At 68.5% G+C, this 22,178-nt stretch carries 21 protein-coding genes; 11 read left to right on the top strand and 10 right to left on the bottom strand.

Going from position 1 to position 22,178, the window contains the following annotated elements:
• The first annotated feature begins 104 nt into the window (after positions 1-104).
• Positions 105-455, top strand: coding sequence for a very short patch repair endonuclease (locus C5B99_RS06930; RefSeq protein WP_258063105.1), 351 nt, complete (start codon positions 105-107; stop codon positions 453-455).
• Between the two features lie 63 nt (positions 456-518).
• On the opposite strand, the gene C5B99_RS06925 is transcribed toward C5B99_RS06930, so the two are convergent.
• Positions 519-1,793, bottom strand: a complete 1,275-nt coding sequence (locus C5B99_RS06925; RefSeq protein ID WP_146081956.1) for a hypothetical protein — start codon at positions 1,791-1,793, stop codon at positions 519-521.
• Between the two features lie 240 nt (positions 1,794-2,033).
• The gene (locus tag C5B99_RS06920) at positions 2,034-2,594 is read right to left on the bottom strand and encodes a hypothetical protein (protein WP_258063104.1); all 561 of its coding nucleotides are present in this window, start codon (positions 2,592-2,594) and stop codon (positions 2,034-2,036) included.
• 244 nt (positions 2,595-2,838) lie between these two features.
• Between C5B99_RS06920 and C5B99_RS06915 the strand changes: the two genes are divergently transcribed.
• The gene (locus C5B99_RS06915) at positions 2,839-4,143 is read left to right on the top strand and encodes an esterase family protein (RefSeq protein ID WP_104241049.1); all 1,305 of its coding nucleotides are present in this window, start codon (positions 2,839-2,841) and stop codon (positions 4,141-4,143) included.
• A gap of 44 nt (positions 4,144-4,187) precedes the next feature.
• On the opposite strand, the gene C5B99_RS06910 is transcribed toward C5B99_RS06915, so the two are convergent.
• From C5B99_RS06910 to C5B99_RS06890, 5 genes are all read right to left on the bottom strand, one after another.
• Positions 4,188-5,606, bottom strand: a complete 1,419-nt coding sequence (locus tag C5B99_RS06910; protein WP_104241048.1) for an amino acid permease — start codon at positions 5,604-5,606, stop codon at positions 4,188-4,190.
• Positions 5,607-5,790: 184 nt separating this feature from the next.
• Positions 5,791-6,123, bottom strand: coding sequence for an L-rhamnose mutarotase (locus C5B99_RS06905; RefSeq protein WP_104241047.1), 333 nt, complete (start codon positions 6,121-6,123; stop codon positions 5,791-5,793).
• A gap of 183 nt (positions 6,124-6,306) precedes the next feature.
• On the bottom strand, positions 6,307-7,107 hold the full coding sequence (locus C5B99_RS06900) for a tryptophan-rich sensory protein (protein ID WP_104241046.1): 801 nt from the start codon (positions 7,105-7,107) through the stop codon (positions 6,307-6,309).
• Positions 7,108-7,280: 173 nt separating this feature from the next.
• A complete protein-coding gene (locus tag C5B99_RS06895; protein WP_104241045.1) occupies positions 7,281-7,805 on the bottom strand; it encodes a pyridoxamine 5'-phosphate oxidase family protein in 525 nt (174 codons plus the stop codon).
• Between the two features lie 174 nt (positions 7,806-7,979).
• Positions 7,980-8,963 (bottom strand): NUDIX domain-containing protein, encoded by a 984-nt coding sequence (locus tag C5B99_RS06890; protein ID WP_258063103.1) that lies wholly within the window; start codon positions 8,961-8,963, stop codon positions 7,980-7,982.
• Between the two features lie 184 nt (positions 8,964-9,147).
• Between C5B99_RS06890 and C5B99_RS06885 the strand changes: the two genes are divergently transcribed.
• Positions 9,148-9,573: a hypothetical protein gene (locus C5B99_RS06885; RefSeq protein WP_146081955.1), complete on the top strand. Its 426-nt coding sequence runs from the start codon at positions 9,148-9,150 to the stop codon at positions 9,571-9,573.
• 90 nt (positions 9,574-9,663) lie between these two features.
• Here C5B99_RS06885 and helR read toward each other — a convergent pair whose 3' ends face one another.
• Together helR and C5B99_RS06875 are read right to left on the bottom strand one after the other, a co-directional pair.
• On the bottom strand, positions 9,664-11,853 hold the full coding sequence (gene helR, locus C5B99_RS06880; protein ID WP_104241042.1) for an RNA polymerase recycling motor ATPase HelR: 2,190 nt from the start codon (positions 11,851-11,853) through the stop codon (positions 9,664-9,666).
• 49 nt (positions 11,854-11,902) lie between these two features.
• The gene (locus tag C5B99_RS06875; RefSeq protein ID WP_104241041.1) at positions 11,903-13,093 is read right to left on the bottom strand and encodes an FUSC family protein; all 1,191 of its coding nucleotides are present in this window, start codon (positions 13,091-13,093) and stop codon (positions 11,903-11,905) included.
• Positions 13,094-13,315: 222 nt separating this feature from the next.
• Here C5B99_RS06875 and C5B99_RS06870 point away from each other — a divergent pair, with 222 nt between their 5' ends.
• The 8 genes from C5B99_RS06870 (at position 13,316) to C5B99_RS06835 (ending at position 21,370) form a co-directional block, all read left to right on the top strand.
• Positions 13,316-14,326 carry a siderophore ABC transporter substrate-binding protein gene (locus tag C5B99_RS06870; RefSeq protein ID WP_104241040.1) on the top strand — a complete coding sequence of 337 codons (1,011 nt, stop codon included), beginning with the start codon at positions 13,316-13,318 and terminating at the stop codon, positions 14,324-14,326.
• Between the two features lie 185 nt (positions 14,327-14,511).
• Positions 14,512-15,525 carry an ABC transporter permease gene (locus C5B99_RS06865; RefSeq protein WP_104241039.1) on the top strand — a complete coding sequence of 338 codons (1,014 nt, stop codon included), beginning with the start codon at positions 14,512-14,514 and terminating at the stop codon, positions 15,523-15,525.
• On the top strand, positions 15,518-16,567 hold the full coding sequence (locus C5B99_RS06860) for an iron chelate uptake ABC transporter family permease subunit (protein ID WP_104241038.1): 1,050 nt from the start codon (positions 15,518-15,520) through the stop codon (positions 16,565-16,567). The genes C5B99_RS06865 and C5B99_RS06860 overlap by 8 nt, the downstream gene beginning before the upstream one ends.
• 34 nt (positions 16,568-16,601) lie before the next feature.
• Complete coding sequence (locus tag C5B99_RS06855; protein WP_104241037.1) at positions 16,602-17,360, top strand: ABC transporter ATP-binding protein; 759 nt, start codon at positions 16,602-16,604, stop codon at positions 17,358-17,360.
• A 57-nt stretch (positions 17,361-17,417) separates the two neighbouring features.
• Entirely contained in the window at positions 17,418-18,362 is a 945-nt protein-coding gene (locus C5B99_RS06850; RefSeq protein ID WP_104241036.1) for an ABC transporter substrate-binding protein, read from the top strand.
• A complete protein-coding gene (locus C5B99_RS06845) occupies positions 18,359-19,405 on the top strand; it encodes an iron ABC transporter permease (protein WP_104241035.1) in 1,047 nt (348 codons plus the stop codon). Before C5B99_RS06850 ends, C5B99_RS06845 begins: the two co-directional genes overlap by 4 nt.
• Positions 19,402-20,487 carry an iron chelate uptake ABC transporter family permease subunit gene (locus tag C5B99_RS06840; RefSeq protein ID WP_104241034.1) on the top strand — a complete coding sequence of 362 codons (1,086 nt, stop codon included), beginning with the start codon at positions 19,402-19,404 and terminating at the stop codon, positions 20,485-20,487. The genes C5B99_RS06845 and C5B99_RS06840 overlap by 4 nt, the downstream gene beginning before the upstream one ends.
• Positions 20,480-21,370 (top strand): ABC transporter ATP-binding protein, encoded by an 891-nt coding sequence (locus C5B99_RS06835; RefSeq protein ID WP_104241033.1) that lies wholly within the window; start codon positions 20,480-20,482, stop codon positions 21,368-21,370. The genes C5B99_RS06840 and C5B99_RS06835 overlap by 8 nt, the downstream gene beginning before the upstream one ends.
• On the opposite strand, the gene C5B99_RS06830 is transcribed toward C5B99_RS06835, so the two are convergent.
• Positions 21,367-22,116, bottom strand: coding sequence for a glutamine amidotransferase (locus tag C5B99_RS06830; protein WP_104241032.1), 750 nt, complete (start codon positions 22,114-22,116; stop codon positions 21,367-21,369). The two genes, C5B99_RS06835 and C5B99_RS06830, sit on opposite strands and share 4 nt — an antisense overlap.
• Positions 22,117-22,178 lie beyond the last annotated feature (62 nt).

The following is a 22,178-nucleotide window of genomic DNA, read 5'->3' as shown; positions in this document are numbered from 1 at the left end:
AGTCAACCCGATGCCGCGCTTCGACACCACGGTGGCTGCAGGTTAAAGCAATTAGTACACCGGAGTTGGATTCATGAGCGAGCAGTGACGCTTCTCGCCGAACGATGCCTGGAAACAAGCGGCGCGACACAAAGCCGGAGCCAGGGGTCCGACTATTGCTCCACGCGGCTGGACCGCGATATCGAGTTGATTGCCCTCCCTCAACGAGCCTGCGCACGCATCAAGATATTGGTTTCACGCGTCGGAGGATCGCCGTCCTCATTAACGGATGTTCCTGGCACAGTTGCCCGTTGCACGCGGTCTCGCCGAGGAGCAACGCAGCCTACTGGGGGCCTAAGCACCCGCGCAACGGAGAACGCGATCAAACTACGAACCTCGCCCTGGGTGCGCTGGCTGGCGAGTGCGCCGATTCTGGGAGCATGAAGACCCCGACGGAGTCATGTGGCGAATACTAGGCGTCTGGCGCCAAAAATGAATGCACCTCTGCAATCCCAAAAACGCTAGTCGTCCGTTGAAAATCACTCAATGCTGTCACCCTCGGCCTGAGTCCGCCGAAGAGCACGGTTCGCAAATCGCAAGGCGGCGTGGCCCGCGGCATTTCTAGCTCTATCGACCCCTTGGGTCCCGAAGCGCTTCGCTTCTCCAAGTCGATCGCCAACGAGTTCGATTCCGGTGTCGCGAACATCGATGGCAGCATCCAACCACCGCCTCGCTTCAAGCGAACGCTCATCGTCCTCAATCTCAAGCCGGTCATGGAAATCCGCGACAGCTCCTGCAACTCCGCTGCTCAAACGGACGACGTTCACCGCGGCAAACGGATTGAGAAGTACTCTGCCATTGGCCATGTCGGCTGTGATCTGCATTCGTTGCAAGAGCACGGTAGTGGTTTGCGAGATGTGGATCAGTCGGTCCCGACGAGCAGTAAGCACTCCCACACGGTGACTTTCGAGGTCCGCAACTGAACTCTCCAGCGCGTGATCAATTTCCAGAAGGGCGAGCGCGTCGTTCACCTGGACACTGTGGGCGAGAACCGCCAGCCATTCCCGAGCTCTGACCTCGACGCCCTTGAGGGTCTTCTCCATGTCGTTCACACTCTGCGTCTCGAGCTTCTCTGCGAGCCCGGCCAACTGACGCAGGGCATAGGCCTGCGTGCGCGCCACTGTGAATGCGCCACCCTGCACCTTCGACCACGTCGTTTCAGAGACACGGCCAGTCGATTCCCGAATTGTCATGGCTTCTCGTATGACCATCTCTACACCGATCAGGTCGGCGAAGACATCATCTTTTTGTGCGCGGATGATGTCGTCGATTTTCTGATCGATCTCGGCAAGGTAGTCCTGGATGTCATCCATGGCCTGCTGGACTGCCATCTGCGTCATCAAGGCACCCGCGCTCGTGAGCACGGCAGGGTTCGAGAGGAACGATGCGGGTGTCCTCACGATCTCGATAAGGCCCGTGATTCTCCCTTTATCAGTGAGCACTGCGCGTTTGAGGCCCGGCGCCGATCCCTTCATGAGGCTCATCTGCTGCATCTTCCGTGCGGATTCCTCGGTGATTTTCACCCAGCGTCCGGATGACTCGGCGATCGCGCTCACTGCTTGGAATGCAGCACCACCGATGTTGCTGGCGGAACTCAGGCGCGGCAAGTTGAGATCACGTGCGGTCAAGCCTGCCTGGGCCAGAAGGCGATCAAGGACCGCAGGGTCACCGATGAACGCGACTCCGGTGCCGTCGCTGACCACTTCGATCCCTTGATCATCGTTGCTGCTGTCTGCGGATTCGAGCTCGGTCATCGAACACTCCAAGGTCATCGGCACCAGAACATGTTGAGTCAGTGCGGGGTGCGCCGAGTCGTCCTCGATCGGCGTCACCAACTCTATTCGCGATACTGCGGAAATGACCTCACTCCACTCCCGGTGCGATTCCACCGAACGAGAGGTAACGCACGTACCACCCCCGCGTCGCCTCGGGAACAGATGCGCCTGACGAGCAGGTCCATTCCTGCCCTCGTGAGGGATCTAGGTCGATGCTGCCTAGCTCCCCTGCACGCACCCCGGCGGCTGCGAGTTCCCGCTGATGGCGAAATCGTCGCAGGTGAGGAAGTGCGCCTGGTTGAGGCCGAGCACGTAGGCCACCACGACGATGCCGCCGACCACGGCGACGATCAGCCAGCGCCGATGCCGTGAGGTGCGGTCGACGAGGTCGGGCCACACGATGCGCAGCAGCACCCAGAGGGTGAAGGGCACGCACACGAGCACGACGAGGATCGCGGCGAGGTCCACGAAGGCGACACCGAGGTTGCCCGAGTCGTCGTCGACGAGGAAGTTGAGGACCAGCCACATCGTCGGCACGAGCAGCAGCCCCGCGCGCCACAGCCTGCCCCACACCCTCCGCCGTTCGAGCAGCACGAACACGAACGCGGCTGTCGATGCCGCCCAGAACCCGAGGATGTCGTCGAAGAACACCTCTCCCCACGCTCCGAGCGTGAACGCCGGCCACCAGGCGACCGCCGCCATGCCCACCATGACGACGCCGAGCGGCACGTCGCGCTGGCGCTCGTCGGCGGGCTCGTCGACCTCTCCTGGAGTGCTCACCCTCGAAACGTAGCGCCGATGCCGCCGACTCGGAAGCCTCCGCGGCGACCCGCGGTCCCGGCCGAGCGCTTGTGCGTGATCTCAGCCCCACATCCACCCATCGCCACCCAGCAATTCGCTCCGCCTTCGCGTGTAGCTTTCTCTCACCCCGTGTGAGAAGTTGAGTCCACCGGCACCCGAGATTCACCAGAATCCCCGTAGCGCTTCGTACGAAGGAGCACCAGATGTCGTTCCCCGCGCGCGCATGAGCGCCATTCTCGAGCTGCCCATCGTCGACTCGCCCGCGATGTGGATCATCTACCTCGTCGCGGTCGCCCTCACGATCACGCTGCTCGTGCGGGACCCCGACCCGAAGTGGTTCGTGCGCGCCTCCATCGGCGCCGTCGCGGGAGCGCTTCTCGGCATGGGCACCTACTTCGCCGGCAACCTGCTCGACCTCTTCGGCGTGAACCTGCCCCTCATGGTGGGCGTGTGGACGACCGCCATGTTCGCGGGCGTCGGCCTCGCCATCGCCTCCTTCCCGGACGCGAAGCCGTGGCGCAAGGTCGTCGCGAGCGTCGCCATCCTCGCCTACCTCCTCGCGGGGGCAACCGGCATCAACGCGTTCTACGGCCTCAACCCCACCCTCGGCTCCGTCTTCGGCGACGTCGAAGAAGCGCAGATCTCGCTCCCGGACTCCAACCCAGACAACCGGGCCGCACCCGCGCAGCCCCTCGCGGCAACCTGGCAGGCGCCAAGCAACATGCCCTCCGTCGGCGAGCGGGGCTCGGCCCCCATCCCCGGGACCGAATCCGGCTTCGTGGCGCGAGACGCGGGCATCTACCTGCCCCCGGCGGCTCTGGTCGACAACGCCCCCGCCCTCCCCGTGGTCATCATGATGATGGGGTACCCGGGAAACCCCGACGGCACGATCATCAGCGACGTGCTCGACGAGTTCGCCGCCAAGAACAACGGCCTCGCGCCGATCGTCATCATCGCCGACCAACTCGGCGCCGCCGGCGTCCAGGACCCGGCCTGCGCCGACTCCGCAAAATACGGGAACGCCGAGACCTACATCACGACGGACGTCGTCAACTGGGCGAACACGAACCTCAACGTCATCAAAGACCCCAAGTACTGGACCATCGCCGGCTACTCGAACGGCGGCGGATGCGCCGCGAAATACGGCGCCAAGCACCCCGACCTCTTCAAGAACGTCATCAGCGTCTCGGGCGAGGAGTTCCCCGGTTCCGAGGGCGCCGATGCTGCGACCGCCGACATCTACGGCGGTGACGCGACCGCTTTCGAAGCCTCCAAGCCCATCAACATCATGAAGGCTGCCCCCGCCGGCAGCTACTCCGGTATGACCGCGATCTTCACCGCTGGCAGCGAAGACCCCACGTTCGCCGCGGCGGCAACGGCCGTCTCGCAAGCGGCCGAGGCAGTCGGCATCGCCACAACCCTGTTCCTCGTGCAGGGCGCCGACCACGGCGGCGACGCCGTCAGCGGCGGCCTCACCGAGGGCTTCGACGTGCTCTACCCCATACTCGGACTCTCCACCGGCACCTGAACGAGCTCCCGCCAGCCCTCGGCCACCACGCTCACGAGCGACAGCTAGGGGCGGGCCGCCCCTACAGCGTCACGCGCTTCCGCAACGCGCCCCACCCGACGCCTCACGAGCGTCCACGCGATGCCGAGAACGACGAACCACACCGGGGTCAACAGCAGCGGCCCCCGAGTGTCGTCGAACATGCCGAGCACCACGAGCATGAAGACGAAGAACCCGAGCACCACCCACGAGAGCGGCACCCCGAAACGCAGCCGGTAGGCGGATGCGGCATGCAGCTCGGGACGGCGGCGCCGGTACACGAGGTACGACGCGAGGATCATCGACCACACGAAGATGAAGAGAATCGACGAAACAGCTGTGACGAGCTGGAACGCGTCGTCGAAGATCAACCCGAGCGATCCGCCCAGCAGCACGACCCCACACGACAGCAGCAGGGCACGGCCAGGCACGGCTGTCCGTGTCAGCTTCCCGAACATCGCGGGAGCCTGCCTCCTCGTCGCGAGGCCGTAGGCCATGCGACTCGAGGAGAAGAAGCCGCTGTTCGCGGCTGACACCGCCGACGTCATCACCACGGCGTTGATGAGGGCCGCCGCCCCACCGAGACCGATGAGCAGGAAGAGCGCCACGAATGGGCTCTCGCTCGGGTCGATCTCGCTCCACGGCGTCACGCACATGATGACGCCGAGCGCGAGCACATAGAAGAAGAGGATGCGCATCGGCACCTGGTTGATCGCCTTCGGCAGGTTCTTCTCAGGATCCTTCGCCTCGGCCGCCGTCGTGCCGACGAGCTCGATACCCGCGAACGCGAAGATCGCGATCTGGAAGCCGCCAAGGAACCCGATGAGACCGTTCGGGAAGAAGCCGCCGTCGTCCCACAGATGCGTGACGCTCGCCGTATCCCCGTTCGGAGCCGTGAACGCCGTCGCGATGAGGAAGATGCCGACCACGATCAGCCCGAGAATCGTGACCACCTTGATGAGCGCGAACCAGAACTCGGCCTCTCCGAACGCCTTCACGGCGATGAGATTCAACGCCAGCACAAACGCGACCGCGATGACCATCGGCACCCAACCGGGAAGATCCGGCCACCAGAACCTCGCATACGTCTGCACGCCCACCATGTCGGCCGTCGCGATCGAGATGAGACACAGCCAATACGTCCAGCCGATGAAGAAGCGCGCCCATTCACCGAGATAGTCGGCGGCGAAGTCCTGGAAGGTGCGATAGCCGAGATTCGAGAGCAGCAGCTCCCCCATCGCCCGCATCATCACGAACAGCATCGCCCCGACGACGACATACACGAGCAGAATCGACGGGCCAGCCTTATGGATGCCGATGCCGGAACCCAGGAAGAGTCCCGTTCCGATCGCACCGCCGATAGCGATCAGCTGAATGTGTCGGTTGCTGAGACCGCGCTCAAGGGATGGCCCGGCAGTTGGGGAATCGCCTTCGATACCGCTCATGGCCAGAGCCTAGATCCAGTGAGAGGAAAACTCACCAGAAAAGATTGGTGGAGGACTCTGGAATTGCACCAGACAAGGCGTCTCAAGAACGCATCCCCCAAGGATTCGAGTCTAAGCCCATGATCGTTCCGGGAGCAAGTTGGAAACGCCGAGAACGGATGCGAGAACCGGCGCTTTCCACCCGTCAGCCGCCGCGCTTCTGCGCATCGAGATCCCACACGAGCTCGAGCGGGGAGAAGCCCTCCTCACCATCGGAGTTTCGATACAGCTCGACGAAGCGTCCGATGTCCTCCTGCCAGCGCGCATTCGCCGGATCGACGTCGAGCGCGGCGATGGCCGCATCCCAGTCGTCGCAGATCACGTCGTGGAAGAGCCGATGCCCGGAGCGGAAGATCGTCCAGCTACGGATACCGACCCGGTCGAACGCGGCCATGAGCTCGTCAGGCACGACGGCGTGGCTGGCGCGGTACCCCTCGATCGATCCCGGCTTGATCTCCGAGTGGAGCGCGACCCTCATCGTGAGACTCGCATCCAGCGCTCGCCGCGGGCTGCAGCACACGTCTCGTCTTGAAGAAGGGCTCCATCGGTAGCTTCCATACTCGAATGCTAGCGACATCGTGTCCCCCGGGAGCGCAGCACATGGCATGCAGAATGGCCCAGCCACCTCGGGAGCGGTGACTGGGCCATTCGAGGCAGGGACCTAGGCCAGGGCGGCCTGCTGGTTGCTCGCGTTGCGCGAGTCGATCGACTTGGCGAGCACACCCGTGACGGCGATGAGGATCGCGACCGCGAGGGCGACGACGCCGACGAGCGTCGACTCGGGTGCATCCGCGAGCCGCCCGAATCCAACCCAGGCGACACCCCAGATGATGGCCGCCGACACGGCGAGGTTCTTCCAGCGCCACACGTAGAACGTCGCGAGTCCGAGGACGGCGACGAGGGCCGCGGTGGTCGAGATCTCGCCGAGCGTGCTCTCCGCAGCCACCCCGGTCGAGACGATGGCCGCCCCGAGGTTCGCGAGGGTCGCAACCGACACCCAGCCGAGGTAGAGGCCGAAGGTCGTGTCGACCGCGAGGCGCTCGCCCCAGTTCTCGGCAGGGCGCGCGGCGATGCGGCTCACCAGCGAGATGCACACGGCGAGCAGCGCGACGATGACGACGACGCTCACCCAGATCAGGCCGAACTGGGTGACAAGGAGCCATCCGGCGTTCAGGAGCATCGACAGCGCGGCCAGCCAGCCCGTGGAGCGAGCCTTGGCCGACGTGGCCTGCTTCGGCAGCCACTGCCAGACGACGTAGGCGAACAGGCCGAGGTAGATGACCGACCAGATCGAGAAGGCCGTGCCGGCCGGGGCGATGAGCGTTGCGTCGGCGGAGAGGTTGCCGCTCGACGACTGATTGACCTCAGTGCCGCCGAAGAGACCCACCCCGTAGAGGGTCCCGACGACGCAGAGGATTCCGGAGACGGTCACGAACAGACGGCGGAGAAGATCGGAGGACATGCAAAGAAGCTAAACGATCTAACTGAATGCGGCGTGGATGTTGACACTCTCGCGTGCCAGAGGCGATCGAGTCGCCGCAGCATGAGAAAACGCCCCCGACCATGAAGCGCACCGCGTGGTGCTCATGGTCGAGGGCGTCAGAGGAGTCCGGCTCCGAGCCGCCCGCGTGCCTGTTACAGCTCGACCTTGCCGCTGTCACCCTCGATGGGCTCTCCGGAGACCTTCGACTTGATGAAGCTGAAGACCGTCGCGATGCGGCCGCCCGGGGTGTCCCAGTACTCGCCACCGCTCGCCGTGAACTTCAGGACGCCCACGTTCGGGTCCTCGGGTCCGTCAGGGAACCACGCCTCGGCCGCAGGGTTCCAGAGCTCGCGCAGCTTCTCCGGCGCATCCACGATCCCCGCCGTCCCGGAGAGCGAGACCCACGAGTCGTTCGAGCTCAGTGAGACCCCGGCGCGAGCATCCGCTGCGAGGTTGCGGACCGTCGTCGAGTCCTTCTGGATGAGGAACCACAGGTCGCCGTCGAACTCCGCCTCCTGAATCGTGAGCGGATGCGCGACCAGCGACCCCGAGCCCTCGATCGTCGTGAGCATGGCGAAGCGGAACCCCTTGACGAGCTTCGCGATCTTCGCAACCTCGTCGGCATGCGAAGCGTTCGAGTGGGTTCCGTGGCCGTCGTGCGTCGTGTGGTCGGTCATGTGTTGCTCCTCGGGGGATCAGATCGTGCGCGTCGTCGCGCCCGTCGTCGGGCGCTCCCGCTGACGGGACCCGGCGAACGTACGCACGGGGCCTCCGAATCCCCCTCGTGTCTCCCGGATGCCCGCCGTGCACTCCCGGCGCGGCGCCTGGGAGCGAGACGAAAGGCGTGTGCTCTAGCGGCGAGCGCCGTAGCCGATCAGCTCGCGCAGCCAGCCGACACCCTTCACGGTCGCGCCGACGGCCGCGACGCGTTCGCTGAGCTCGCGATCGCTCGTGGCGACCGTCACGGTCTCGCCCCCATCGACCCGGCGACGTGCCTCATCGACGATCGCGTCGTCCCCTGACGCACTCGCGCGCACCACTCGAACCTGGGCGTGCTGTGCCTCGTCGTCCGACGGGCCGCGGATCTCCCGCGCGGCGCCCTCGACGACAACCGCGAACTCCGGGAACCAGCTCGTGCCACCCAGCCCCAGATCTTCGGCCGAGACGCCGGACGTCACCGACGTGGATCCGGACGACACAGGCGAGGCCGCTCCGGCTCGAGCGAAGGCCTCGACCTTCGACAGCAGCCGCTCAGCTGCGCCCGCACGGTCCCGCCACCAACCGTCGGGGACCGAGCCGACCACGTTCGCCGCGTCGACGACAACCGCCGGACGCACCTCGAGGGCGGCCCGCAGCGCAGGCCAGGAGGCTGCGAAGCCGTGGTGCAGCGGCAGCGTGTCCACCTCGTCGATGGGAACCCAGCGCAGCTCGAGGCTCTCCGCGTCGGCGATGACGGGATCGAACGGCTCGACGACGCGAGCGACGAGCGTCGTGTACCGCCAGAAGCCCAGCTCCAGCACGCTCGTGAAGAGCGGCGAGACGGAGCCGCACGGCACACCCGCTTCCTCTGCGGCCTCGCGGAGGGCGCCGACGGCCGGGGATTCGCCCTCGTGCAGCGCCCCGCCCGGGATGCCCCACGTGCCGCCGTGATGGCTCCACTCGGCGCGATGCTGGAGCAGGATGCCGCGCTGCGGGTCGACGGCCACAAGCCCTGCGGCACCGAACCTGCCCCAGTAGCGCTGTCCGGTCTCGGAGTACACCCACGCGTCGCCGGGATCGCGCGGCCCATGCAGCAGGCGGCGCGAAACCTGGTTGCCGGCGGGGGAAGTCGTCACCCCGCCAGCTTCACACGGCGCGGCTCCGCTGCCAAGAGCCCAGCCAGACGGGCGTAACAGATGCTCTCGCATGGACCGTGCGGGCGAGAGGCGACTCCGCAGACGCGCGGCCTGTGGACGCATCCCTTCCACAGGCGCGAGGGCAGCGCGGTAACGGCCCGTTCGTCGCGCGCACACTCGTCGCATGACAGCGATCCCAGCCCCGATGACCGAGCCCATCATCACCGACGAGGAGGTGCTCCGTCACGTGACCGGCCTCGTCGGAGAGGCCTATCGGCGCCAGCTCTGGCTCATGTTCCTCGACGCCGACGACCTCGCCCTCCCAGTGCTCATGCCGATCGAGGCCTACCCGAACAGGCCGACGAATCCGCACCTCGAGAAGATCGCGGGCGCCATCGCCGAGATGGTCGCCGAGCTGCGGGCCGCGAGCATCATCCTCACGTGGGAGCGGCCAGGCCCTGGCGACTCCACGCCAGACGAGCGGCTGTGGGCAGCCGCGCTCGGCATCGCGTGCGAGGTGCGCGAGCTCTCCGTGCGCGCGCAGCTCCTCGCGTCGCGCGAGGGCGTGCGCCATTTCGACAAGGCCGAGTACTTCGCCGTGGCAGCGTGACCGATGCTGACACCCCCTCCGAGGCTGTCGACAGAGGTCACACGAACCGTGGCGGCCGCAGCAACCGCCGCGGCGACACGGTCCGCCGAGTCAGTCGGTGGTCAGCACCACGAGGCGCTGCGTGGCCCGGGTCATGGCGACGTACCGGTCGACGGCACCCTCGATCCCGGTCCCGAACTGCTCGGGATCCACGAGCACGACCAGGTCGAACTCGAGGCCCTTCGCCGTCTCCGGAGTGAGCGAGCGCACCCGGCCTCGGTTGTCGAACTCGACTTCGCTCGGGCCATCACCGCCACCGTTCTCGCTCCCGACGGCCGTGATGACGCAGGCGATTCCCTCGAGGTTCTCGTCCAGCCACGCATCCAGCACCTGCTGGAGGTCAGCGACCGATCCGTGCACGACGGGCAGCCCGCTGCTGCGCACCGACACCGGAACGTTGGCATCCGGCAGCGCCGCCAGGATGACGGGCGCAGCTTCAGCCATGACCTCCTCCGGCGTGCGGTAGTTGATCGTGAGCTGCGCCACCTCGACCTTCGGCAGGCCGATGCCTCGCAGACGCTCCTCCCACGTCTCGCGGAAGCCGTGTCTCGCCTGCGCCCGGTCGCCGACGACCGTGAAGCTGCGCGAGGGGCACCGCGCAAGCAGCATCGCCCACTCGGCATCGGTGAGCTCCTGCGCCTCGTCGATCACCACGTGCGCGAAGGGGCCAGCCAGCTCGTCGAAGTCGACCGGGGGCAGGGAATCCTCGTCGATGAGCGAGTGCTGCGCATCCTCGACCCGGAGCATCGTGACGACACCCTCGCCGTCGTCGTCGCCCTCGATGAGGTTGTCGACCACGTGCGACATGTTCTCCTGCTGCGACACCAGTGCCTCGGCCCGCCGGGCCCGCTGCCGGAACTCGTTCGGGTCGCCCGTGAGTCGCCTCGCCGCGTCGATGAGCGGGAGATCCGAGACGGTCCACGAGCGAGCATCCGCCCGCTGCAGCGCCCGAACCTGTTCGGCGCTCAGCTCAGGGGCGCACCACTGCAGGTACGCCGGCACCGACCAGAGGTCGGCGATCACGGAAGCCGGGTCGAGCAGCGGCCACGCCTTCGCGAACGCGGCCCGCAACCGCTCATCACGCACCAGCGACGCCCGCACCGCATGCTCGGAAGCCTGCGGCGAGCGCTTGTCGACGAGGAGCCGCAGCACCTCCTCCCACACCTGCTCACGAGCCTCGTTGTGCGTGAGCCCGGGCTCGTACGCCACGAACGCCTCCGCCCAGTCGCGGGCATCCAGGGTCAGCTCCTGCGAGTCCGTCGTCGTCACCGAGAACGGCGCCCGCGGTGGACGCTGGTGGTACCGCACCGCCTTGCCCACGGCCCGCACCAGGTCGAGCGACGACTTCAGCCTGGCGACGGATGCATCCGTCTCCTCCCGCGCGTCGGCCCCCTCCGGGAGCAGGTCGCGGAGCGTGCACAGCTGCACGCTGTCCTCGCCGAGGCTCGGCAGCACGTTCGCCACATAGTTCAGGTACGGGCGGCTCGGGCCCACGAACAGCACCCCGCCGCGCCCCTGCTTGAAGCGGGGGTCCGAGTACAGCAGGAACGCCGTGCGGTGCAGCGCCACAACCGTCTTGCCGGTGCCGGGCCCGCCATCCACGACCAGCGCGCCCCGCGAAGGGGCGCGGATGATCGCGTCCTGATCGGCCTGGATCGTGCCGAGCACGTCGCGCATCTCCCCCGACCTCGCCGACCCGAGACTCGCGATGAACGACGACTGGTCGTCCAGCGCCACACGGCCGACGAGATCTCCGGGCACGAACACCTCATCCCAGTAGTCGACGACCCGCTCCACGTTCCAGCGGTACCGGCGGCGACTCGCCAGGCCGAGCGGATTCGCGTGCGTCGCCGCGAAGAAGGGCTCAGCCGCCGGCACACGCCAGTCGATGAGCAGTCGACGCCCGGCCTCGTCGGCGAGACCGAACCGCCCGACGTACACGTCGGGCGAACCATCCGCCGGCGTCATGCGCCCCAAGCACGCATCGACCCCGAAGCGCTCCAGGCCACGCAGCTGCCGCGACAGGCGATGGATCTCCGTATCCCGATCAAGCGCCTGCTGCCCCGCGCCGCCCTCCGTCAGCCGCAGCTCGTCGAGCCGCGCCGCGAGCTCGCCCTTCTGCAGGGCCAGCGCCTCAGCGACCGCAGCGAACTGCTCAGCATCAGCACCCACCAGTTCCGGGTCGGACTTGAAAGAAAGGTGGGGCGGGAGGGCAAAGACTTCAGCAGAAGATGTCACGATCGCTCATTCTGGTGCCTCGACGGGGCCTTGCGGCAAGCCCCCTGGTGATTTATAACTTGGAAGAGGCAGGCAGGCGCTCGAGAACCACCGCGATCGCCACCGCGACAGCCACCCCGATGAGCGTCTCCACACCCCGCTCGAGCAGCAGCTGGCCGGCCGAGACATCCCCCGCGAGGCGCCCCATGACCAGCACAAGCGGCGTCAGGAACAGCAGCCCCAGCGTGTAGTTGCGCACGATGAACAGCTCGACCCCACCTTGCAGGGCGATCACCAGCAGCACCACGACCAGGCCGCTCGGCTCGAACGCCATCAGCACGGCCGCCACCCCGAGGCCGAGCACCGTCCCCACGAGCCGATGCGTCGCCCGCAGCACCCGATGGAACCCCGTCGCCGCCGACAGTCCCGCGATCGCGGACACCATCGCCCAGTACGGATGCCCGATGCCGATCAGCAGCGGAATCGCCCCAGCCACCAGCGTGCCGACCGCGAACATCCACGCACGCCCCACCGGCGTCGACCTCGCCGGACGAACCGACCTGATCGACCCCGTCGACAGCGAACCCACAGCGGAGGCCCCCGAGGCGGGTGCACCCGTAGCGGAAGCCCCCGAGGCGGTTGCTCCCGCTGCGGCTGGCCCCGAGAAAGCTGGCCCCGGAGCCTGAGCAGGAGCACCGGCCCCGCCGCCAGCAGCGCGCGCCGCTCGGCCCCTGTCCACGAGCTCCCCGACCGCGCCGAACACGAGGCCGAGGAGCAGCGACCACACGGCCGTCACGACGGCCACGCCGAGACCGCGCAGCAGCACCGCCCCGTCCACCGCGAGCGCCGCGATCGCGGCGAGGGCGAAGATCTGGAACATGGGGCCGGGAGGCGCCCACCGCACCCGGTCGCCGAGGAGGGACATGAGGAACGCCCATGCGGCGGCGATGGGCAGCACGAGCAGCCCGCGCTCGGGCGACAAGGAAATGAGCGCACCCACCCCGACGGAGACGAGCAGCGCCCCCGCGGCGATCGACTGCAGCCGGAGGCGAGCGAAGACGTCCAGCCCGCGACCGTAGACGCTCGTGAATGCGCCGAACACGGCGAAGATCGCCAGCTGCATGGATCCGGTCGCCCACAGGAGCACCAGTGGCGCGCCGATCGCCAGCGCAACCCGCAGCGCCACCCAGTGGTCACGTCGGTAGGGCCCCATCGTCACGAGGTCGCGCCAGCCAGGAATCAGCTCGTGTCGGGAAAAAGGCATTGCGCCATTATCTCCCCGCCCTGGGGACTTCTCCCCGTCTGCCACCCCTGACCACGTCCCCGAACTTAAGATAGGCTCGCCTTACTCAAAGCCGAGTCGCGTTGGACGTTCAGCGCGACGCGCAGGCTTGGCCCGTCCGCCCCCAAAGCGCCCGTGCGGCCCCTGCAACGGCTCCACTCTCTGTGCGCGCAGCACAGCACATCCCCGAACCGAGGATCCGCCATGCCCGAAACGCTCACGACTTCCACGCGGCGCACGGCCGCCCGCATCCAGGGTGCCGGCCTGCTCGCCATCTCCGCGCTCCTCCTCGCCGGATGCGCCCCAGCGGCCACCGGCGCCGCGCCCGAAGAGACCGCCGCTGCATCCGGAACCGTCACCATCACCGACAACCACGGTGAGATCGAGGTTCCCGTCAACCCCGAGCGCGTGATCGCCCTCGACAACACGACGTTCCAGACCCTCAGCGACTGGGGCATCAACGTCGTCGCAGCCCCCAAGCCGCTCATGGAGAGCGTCTGGCCCGACCTCGCTGGCGGCGACGAGGTGCTCGACGTCGGCCTCCACCGCGAGCCAGACCTCGAGGCCGTCATCGAAGCCGAGCCCGACCTCATCATCGGCGGCTACCGCTTCCAGGACTACTACGAGGACCTCAAGGGCATCCAGCCCAAGACCATCGAGATCAACCCCCGCGACGGCGAAGAGGCCACGAGCGAGCTGAAGCGCCAGGTCGAGATCCTCGGCCAGATCTTCGACAAGGAAGCGGAAGCTGCCGAGACGGTCGCCGCGTTCGACACCGCCATCGCCGACGCCAAGAGCGCCTACAACGGCACCGACACGGTCGTCGGGCTCATCACCTCAGGCGGCGAGATCGCCTACGCGGCACCCGGAGAGGGACGCGGCGTCGGCCAGCTCTTCCCCACGATCGGCCTCACCCCCGCCATCGACCAGGCCGCTGAGGACGCCTCCCACGGCGACGACATCAGCGTCGAGGCCATCGCCCAGGCCAACCCCGAGTGGATGATCGTGCTCGACCGCGACGCCGGCACCGGCGAAGAGGGCGCGACGGCAGCAGCCGAGCTGATCGCCGGCGCCGAGGCCCTGCAGAACGTGCCAGCCGTGCAGAAGAACCAGATCGTCTACCTCGACCCGTCCTTCTACCTCGACGAGGGCATCCAGGCCTACACGGGCCTGTACACGGACGTCGCAGCGGCGTTCTCCGGCGCGAGCAGCTAGCCACGCTCCGGGCTCTCGTGCCCCGCCGCTCCCGCGGTGCCCTCGCGGCACCCGAGCGGCGGGGCACGAACCGGCCCCGGGCTCCCCGGGGTCTCCCGCCGCGACAGCCGCGCAATCCGCGACAGCCGCGCAATCCGCGGCAGCCGCGCGGCACCCCTCCGCACGTCACCCACGACAGCGAGCGAATGACAGCAACAGCCCCACCCCCAGCAGCGCCGGCGCCCCGAGTCGCGCCGAAGCCGCACGTGCCGCTCCTCAACCGGCGAGGGGCGCTCCCCATCGGCATCGTCACCGTCGCCGGTCTCGCCGTCCTGTCGCTCTTCGTCGGTGCCTACGACATCGCCGGCAACGAGTTCGGCGGCGAGATGATCTGGATCTCCAGGGTCCCCCGCACCGTCTCGCTCGTGCTCGCGGGCTGCGCGATGAGCGTCTCCGGCCTCATCCTGCAGCTGCTCACCCAGAACCGCTTCGTGGAGCCCACGACGACCGGCACCACCGAGTGGTCGGCCCTCGGCCTGCTCGTGAGCTACATCGTCGCCCCGGCGGCCGGCCTCACGACCCGCATGGTCATGGCCAGCGTCTCCGCCTTCATCGGCACCATGGTGTTCCTCGCCGTGCTGCGCCGCGTCGCCCTCCGCTCCGCCCTCATCGTGCCGCTTATCGGCATCATGCTGGGGGCCGTCGTCTCCGCCTTCACGACCTGGCTCGCCATCGAGACGAACTACCTGCAGATGCTCGGCACCTGGTTCATGGGCAGCTTCACGAGCGTCGTCCGCGGCCGCTACGAGGTGCTGTGGATCGTGGCCGTCATCGTCGTCATCGCGTACTTCGTCGCCGACCGCTTCACCGTCGCGGGCCTCGGCAAGGACATCGCCACGAACTTCGGGCTCAACTACACCCTCGTCATGTTCATCGGCACGGCCCTGGTCGCCATCGCCACCGGCGTCACCACCGTCGTGGTCGGCTTCCTGCCCTTCCTCGGGCTCATCGTGCCGAACCTCGTCTCCATGGCGCGCGGCGACAACCTCAGATCGAACCTGCCCTGGGTGTGCGTGCTCGGCGTCGGCATCATCATCGTCTGCGACATCATCGGCCGCGTCATCCGCATGCCCTTCGAGCTGCCCGTCTCCATGATCCTCGGCATGGTCGGCGCCGCCGTCTTCATCACCCTCCTGCTCCGGATGCGCCGCAATGGCTGAGACCGTGCCCCGCTTCCCGAGATCCACGTCCCGTCGCATCGGCGACCAGGTCAGCGACGCCAGCCGCCCCGCGAAAGCTCCCCGACTGTGGCTGCGCTTCAGCATCCTCGGCGCCCTCGTCATCCTCGCCGCCGTCGGCGTCCTCACCTACGACATCGCCATGGAGCCCGGCAGCCGCGGCTTCTGGCTCGCCGTGAACCTGCGCGTCGTGACCGTCGCGACCGTCATCGTCGTCGCCGCCTGCCAGGCCGTCGCGACCGTGCTGTTCCACACCGCGACCGGCAACCGCATCCTCACCCCCTCGATCATGGGGTTCGACGCGATCTACGTCGTCTTCCAGACCGCGCTCGTGTTCTTCCTCGGCGGCGCCGCCCTCGCCTCCACCGACGGCCTGCCCAAGGTGTTCCTGCAGAGCTTCCTCATGGTGGGCTTCGCGACGCTGCTCTACACGTGGCTGTTCTCCGGCAAGCGCGGCAACCTGCACATCATGCTGCTCATCGGCGTCGTCTTCGGGGTGGGCTTCGGCTCGCTCTCCACCTTCATGCAGCGCCTCCTCACCCCGAGCGAGTTCGACGTGCTCTCCGCGAAGCTCTTCGGCAACCTCAGCAACTCGAACCCCGAGTACCTGCCGTGGGCTGCGCTCATCATCGCGGTCGTGCTCGCCTTCATCTGGCGCACCCGGAACACCCTCGACGTGCTCGCCCTCGGCCGCGACACCGCCGTCAACCTCGGCGTCGCCTACAAGCGCAAGGTCACGGTGCTCCTCATCCTGACGGCCGTGCTCATCTCCATCTCGACGACCCTCGTCGGCCCCATGACGTTCTTCGGGTTCATCGTCGCGACCCTCGCCTACCAGCTGACGGGCTCCTCCCTGCACAAGCACGTCATCCCGTTCGCGATGCTGCTCGGCATGCTGACGCTGCTCGGCGGCTACTTCGTGCTGCGCCACGTGTTCTACGCGGCCGGGTCCCTCTCGATCATCATCGAGTTCGTCGGCGGCCTGTTCTTCATTGTCTACCTGCTCCGAAAGGGTGCACTGTGACTCCGACTGGCTACCTCCTCCGAAAGGGTGCTCTGTGATCTCGCTCTCGAACGTCACCAAGACCTACGGCAAGACCACCGTGCTCGGCCCCGTGACCCTCGACATCCCGGCTGGCGGTATCACGGCGCTCGTCGGGCCGAACGGCGCAGGCAAGTCGACGCTCCTCACGATCGTCGGCAGGCTGACGGATGCGAGCACCGGCACCGTCACCGTCGGCGGACACGACGTCACGAAGGCCAGGAGCCGCGACCTCGCGAAGGTCGTCTCGATCCTCCGCCAGGAGAACCACTTCGTCACCCGGCTCACGGTGCGCGAGCTCGTCGGCTTCGGCCGCTTCCCCCACTCGCAGGGGCGCCTCACCGCCGACGACAAGGTGCACATCGACCGGGCCATCGAGTTCCTCGACCTGGCGGCACTCGAGGACCGCTACCTCGACCAGCTCTCCGGCGGGCAGCGCCAGCGCGCCTACGTCGCCATGGTGCTCGCCCAGGACACCGACTACATCCTCCTCGACGAGCCCCTCAACAACCTCGACATGAAGCACGCCGTCGCCATGATGGGCCAGCTGCGCCGCGCCGCCGACGAGCTCGGGAAGACGTTCGTCATCGTCATCCACGACATCAACTTCGCGGCCGCCTACGCCGACAACATCGTTGCCCTCACCGACGGCCAGCTCGCGCACTCCGGCAGCCCGAGCGAGCTCATGACCACCGAGACGCTCGAGCAGGTCTTCGGCACCCCCATCCAGGTGCGCCACGACGGCGACTACCCGCTCGCCGTCTACTACCGGTAGGCACTCGCCGTAGCGCACCCCCCCCCTCCCCATCCCACCCCACGGAAGTCGTTCACCATGCACACACGCACCACACGCAGAGCCGCAACGCTCATCGCCTCCGCAGCCCTCACGGGCCTGCTGCTCGCCGGATGCTCGGCCGGAGCCGCGGACGCCCCGACCGCGGGAGACGCGGAGGGCAGCGCATCCGGGACCCGCTCCGTCGAGCACGCCCGAGGCACGGCTGAGGTCCCGAACGACCCCCAGCGCGTCGTCGTCCTCGAACCCGTCGAGCTCGACACTGCCGTGGCCCTCGGCGTCACCCCAGTGGGGGCAGCAGTCGCGAGCAACGTCGCCGGCGTGCCCGAGTACCTGGGCGTCGACGGCGTCGAGCCCGTCGGTACGGTGCCGGAGCCCGACCTCGAGGCCATCGCCGCCCTCAAGCCCGACCTGATCCTCGGCACGGAGTCGCGGCACTCGAAGCTCTACGAGCAGCTCGGAGCCATCGCCCCCACCGTCTTCATGGCGAGCCAGGCCGACCCGTGGCAGGAGAACGTCCTCCTCATCGGCGAAGCCCTCGGGCAGCAGGACGAGGCACAGGAGCTGCTGACCGGCTTCAACGACCGCTGCGAGGAGATCAAGACCGAGTTGGGCGTCGACGGCAAGACCGCCAACCTCATCCGCCCCCGCGACGAGACGACGCTCAGCCTCTACGGTCCGACCTCGTTCGCCGGCGGCGCGCTCGAATGCGCCGGCCTCACCATCCCCGAGCAGGAATGGGAAGACGGACTCCAGGCCGACCTCTCCCCCGAGAACATCCTCGACGCCAAGGCCGACTACGTGTTCGTGACGACCGCCGACGTCGACGACGCATCGACCGTCCCCGCCGCGATCACCCAGAACGCCGCCGAGTTCCCCTCGGTGACCCTCGTCGACACCAGCTACTGGGTGTCCGGCGTCGGCCCCAAGGGCGGCGCGCTCGTGCTCGACGACATCGAGCGCTTCCTCGAAACCCAGCGGTGACGCTCCTCCACACCGATCGCACCCCGGCTCGACTCAGGGCGGGGTCACGAGCGCGCGCAACCATCGGCGCCCTCGTGCTCCTCGCCCTGCTCGTGACCGCAGTGGCACTCTCCCTCATGCTCGGCTCCAACGCGCTCCCGCCGCACGTCGTGCTCGACGTGCTGCGGGGCGGCGGCTCCTCCGAAGCGCGCTACGTCGTCGCCGAGCTCCGGGTGCCGCGCACGGTCACGGGCATCGTCGTCGGCGTCGCCCTCGGCGTCGCCGGATCCCTCATCCAGGCCTTCACCCGCAACCCGCTCGCTGACCCCGGCATCCTCGGCGTCAACGCCGGGGCCGCATTCGCGATCGCCATCGGAGTGGCGTTCCTCGGGCTGCGAGACATCTCGTCGTTCGTGTGGCTGGGGTTCCTCGGCGCCCTCATCGTGACCGTCGCCGTGTACCTCATCGGCTCCTCCGGCCGCGGCCCCGCCGACCCCATCCGCCTCACCCTGGCCGGGGTGGCCCTCGGCGCCGTGTTCTCGGGGATGACCACCGGCATGACCCTCAGCAACCCGGACGCCTTCGAGCGGATGCGGTCCTGGAACGCGGGCTCGCTGCTCGGCCGCGGCTTCGACGTCCTGCTGCCGGTGCTCCCCTTCATCGCGCTCGCAGTGCTCGGCGCCCTCCTGCTCGCCCCCGGCCTCAACGCCCTCGCCCTCGGGGAGGACGTCGCCCGATCCCAGGGCGCCAACGTCGGCGCGATCCGAGTCGGCGTCATCCTCGCCGTCACCGTGCTCGCGGGGACCGCGACCGCACTGGCCGGCCCCATCTCGTTCATCGGCCTCATGGTGCCGCACGTCGCACGGTGGCTGTTCGGCGTCGACCAGCGGGTCATCCTCGTCATCTCCGTGGTCCTCGCCCCCGTCATCGTGCTCCTCTCGGACGTGCTCGGCCGCGTCCTCATCGCGCCCGCCGAGATCCCCGTCGGGATCGTCACGGCGTTCGTCGGAGCCCCGATCCTGATCGCCCTCGCCAGACAGCGGAAGGCGAGCACCCTCTCGTGACAGCGACCCGCACCCCGACCCCCACCGAGGACCGCCTCGAGCCCGTCGACCTCGGCTACCGGCGGCTCCGCCTCGGGGCCGGCCCCATCGCCGTCTCCGTCCGCCTGCGCAGCGCCATCGTCGGTGCGGCCGTGGCCGCGGCCGTGCTGGTCCTCGGAATCCTGGGCCTGGGGCTCGGCACGTATCCGCTCAGCCCCGATGCCGTCGTCCGCGCCCTGCTCGGCGGCGGCGACGCACTCGACCGCACCGTCGTCTACGAGTGGCGACTCGCTCGGGTCATCGCGGCCATCACCCTCGGCGCCTTCCTCGCCGTCGCCGGCGCCCTCTTCCAGACGGTCACGAGGAACCCGCTCGCCAGCCCCGACATCCTCGGCCTCTCCAACGGCGCCTTCACGGGCATGCTCGTGAGCGTCGTCGTGTTCTCCGCATCCTGGCCGCTCATGACCGCCGGTGCGGTGATCGGCGGCCTCCTCACCGCCCTCGTGATCTGGGCGTTCGCGCATCGCGGTGGCGCGCAGGGGTTCCGCCTCATCGTGATCGGCATCGGCGTCTCGGCCATGCTCGCCTCCGCGAACACGTGGATGCTGCTCGAGGTCGAGCTCGAGACCGCCATGTTCGCCTCCGCGTGGGGCGCCGGCACCCTCAACGGCGTGACCGGGCCGCCCCTCGCCGGCGCGATCGCCTGCGGCATCCCGCTGTTCGCCGTGCTGCTCTTCCTCGCCCCGCAGCTGCGTCAGCTCGACCTCGGTGACGACGTGGCCGCCGCGACCGGCGCCAGGCCGCAGCTCGTCCGCGCGCTTGTCCTGCTCGCCGCGGTCGGCCTCGTGTCGATCTCGACCGCCGTCATCGGCCCCGTCGCCTTCATCGCCCTGGCGGCTCCCCAGATCGCGCGCCGCATCGCGCGCACCCCGTACCTGTCGCTGCCGCTCGCAGCGCTGGTCGGGGCCCTGCTCCTCCTCGCCTCCGACCTCATCGCCCAGCACGTCCTTCCCGTCACACTGCCGGTTGGGGTCGTGACGGTCTCCGTCGGCGGCCTCTACCTCGTCGTCACCATCGTCCAGGAGATCCGCCGCCGTGCCTGAGCACCAGCCACCACCCACCGCCCGCACGCACCGAGAGCGCGCCACGCTCCCCGCCTCGTCGCGCCTCAGCGCCGAGGACATCACCCTCGGCTACGACGGCAGACCGATCATCGAGCACCTGAGCGCCGATATCCCCGACGGCTCCTTCACCGTCATCATCGGCCCGAACGCGTGCGGCAAGTCCACCCTGCTCCGCGGCCTGTCCCGCCTGCTCGCGCCGGACGCCGGCCGGGTCGTGCTGGACGGGAAGGCCATCACGAGCATGCGGGCGAAGGACGTCGCCCGCCGCCTCGGCCTGCTGCCGCAGTCGGCCCTGGCCCCGGATGGCATCACCGTCGCCGACCTCGTCGGCCGCGGCAGGTTCGCGCACCAGCGTCTCCTGCGCCAATGGTCCGAGTCCGACGAGCGAGCGGTCCGCGATGCCCTCGACGCGACGGGCACCCTGCCGTTGGCGTCGAGACGCGTCGACGAGCTCTCCGGCGGCCAGCGCCAGCGGGTCTGGGTCGCGATGGTCCTCGCGCAGGAGACCGAGCTCCTCCTGCTCGACGAGCCGACGACGTTCCTCGACATCGCGCACCAGGTCGAGCTCATGGAGCTCTTCGCGCACCTCAACCGGCAGGGCCGCACGATCGTCGCCGTGCTGCACGACCTCAACCACGCCGCGCGCTACGCCGATCACATCATCGCGATGCGCGACGGGCGCATCCTCGCCTCCGGCACACCCCGCGACGTCGTGACGAGCGAACGGGTCGAGGAGATCTACGGCCTGCCGAACGTCGTCATCGAGGACCCCATCACGGGCGGGCCGCTCGTCGTGCCGCGCGGGATGCCCCACCCTCGCTCGACGGAGAGCGCGCGGGAGGGCACGGGCTCCGCGGCCTAGTTCCCGCTGGCGTCGTTCCCGCCGGCTTTGTTCCCGCCGGCCTGGACGGGATCGAGCGCGTCGATCCAGCCACCGACGACGGTCCGCGCGGCGGCCGTGAGGCGTGGGGCGAGCGCGAGCGCATCCGCGCGGATCTCCCGCGGGTCCAGCTCGTGGATGGCCAGCTCGTAGGCGTTCGCGATGAGCCAGGTCTCGACCATCCGCGGGTCGACCTCGAGGTGGAACTGCAGTCCGAGAAGGTTCCGGCCCGCGGCGAACGCCTGGTTCGGGAAGCCGGGGGTCTCGGCGAGTCGCTCGGCTCCGACGGGGATCTCGAACTGGTCGCCGTGCCAGTGCAGCACCGGCACGTCGGCGAGTCCGCCCAGCACCGAAGCTGCCCCATCCGGGGTCAGCGTGAGCGGCGAGAAGCCGATCTCCACGCGCCCCGTCGGCGCGACCGCCGCGCCCATGGCTGCCGCCATGAGCTGGGCCCCGAGGCACACCCCCAGCGTGGGCCGGCCTCTTTCGACGCGAGCCCTGATGGCGGCGATCTCGGGGGTCAGGAACGGGTAGCGCTCCGCATCCCCCACCCCGATCGGCCCGCCGAGCACCACGACGAGGTCGGCATCGACGAGCAGCTCGGCAGTGATCTCGTCCTGCCCGGCCTCGAGGTAGCGGATGTCGTAGCCGCGCTCCGTGAGCACGTCACGAAGCAGCCCGAGGTCCTCGAAGACGACGTGGCGGACGACCAGAGCGGTGAGGGACACGGCGGGCTCCTTGGAGTTGGGTGCGACTCGAGGCGACGAGTCGGGCGTCGAGGCAGGGCGTT

Source organism: Pseudoclavibacter sp. Z016 (genome assembly GCF_002931215.1).
Taxonomy (GTDB): Bacteria; Actinomycetota; Actinomycetes; order Actinomycetales; family Microbacteriaceae; genus Pseudoclavibacter.
This window is presented reverse-complemented; position numbering and strand designations above follow the sequence as displayed.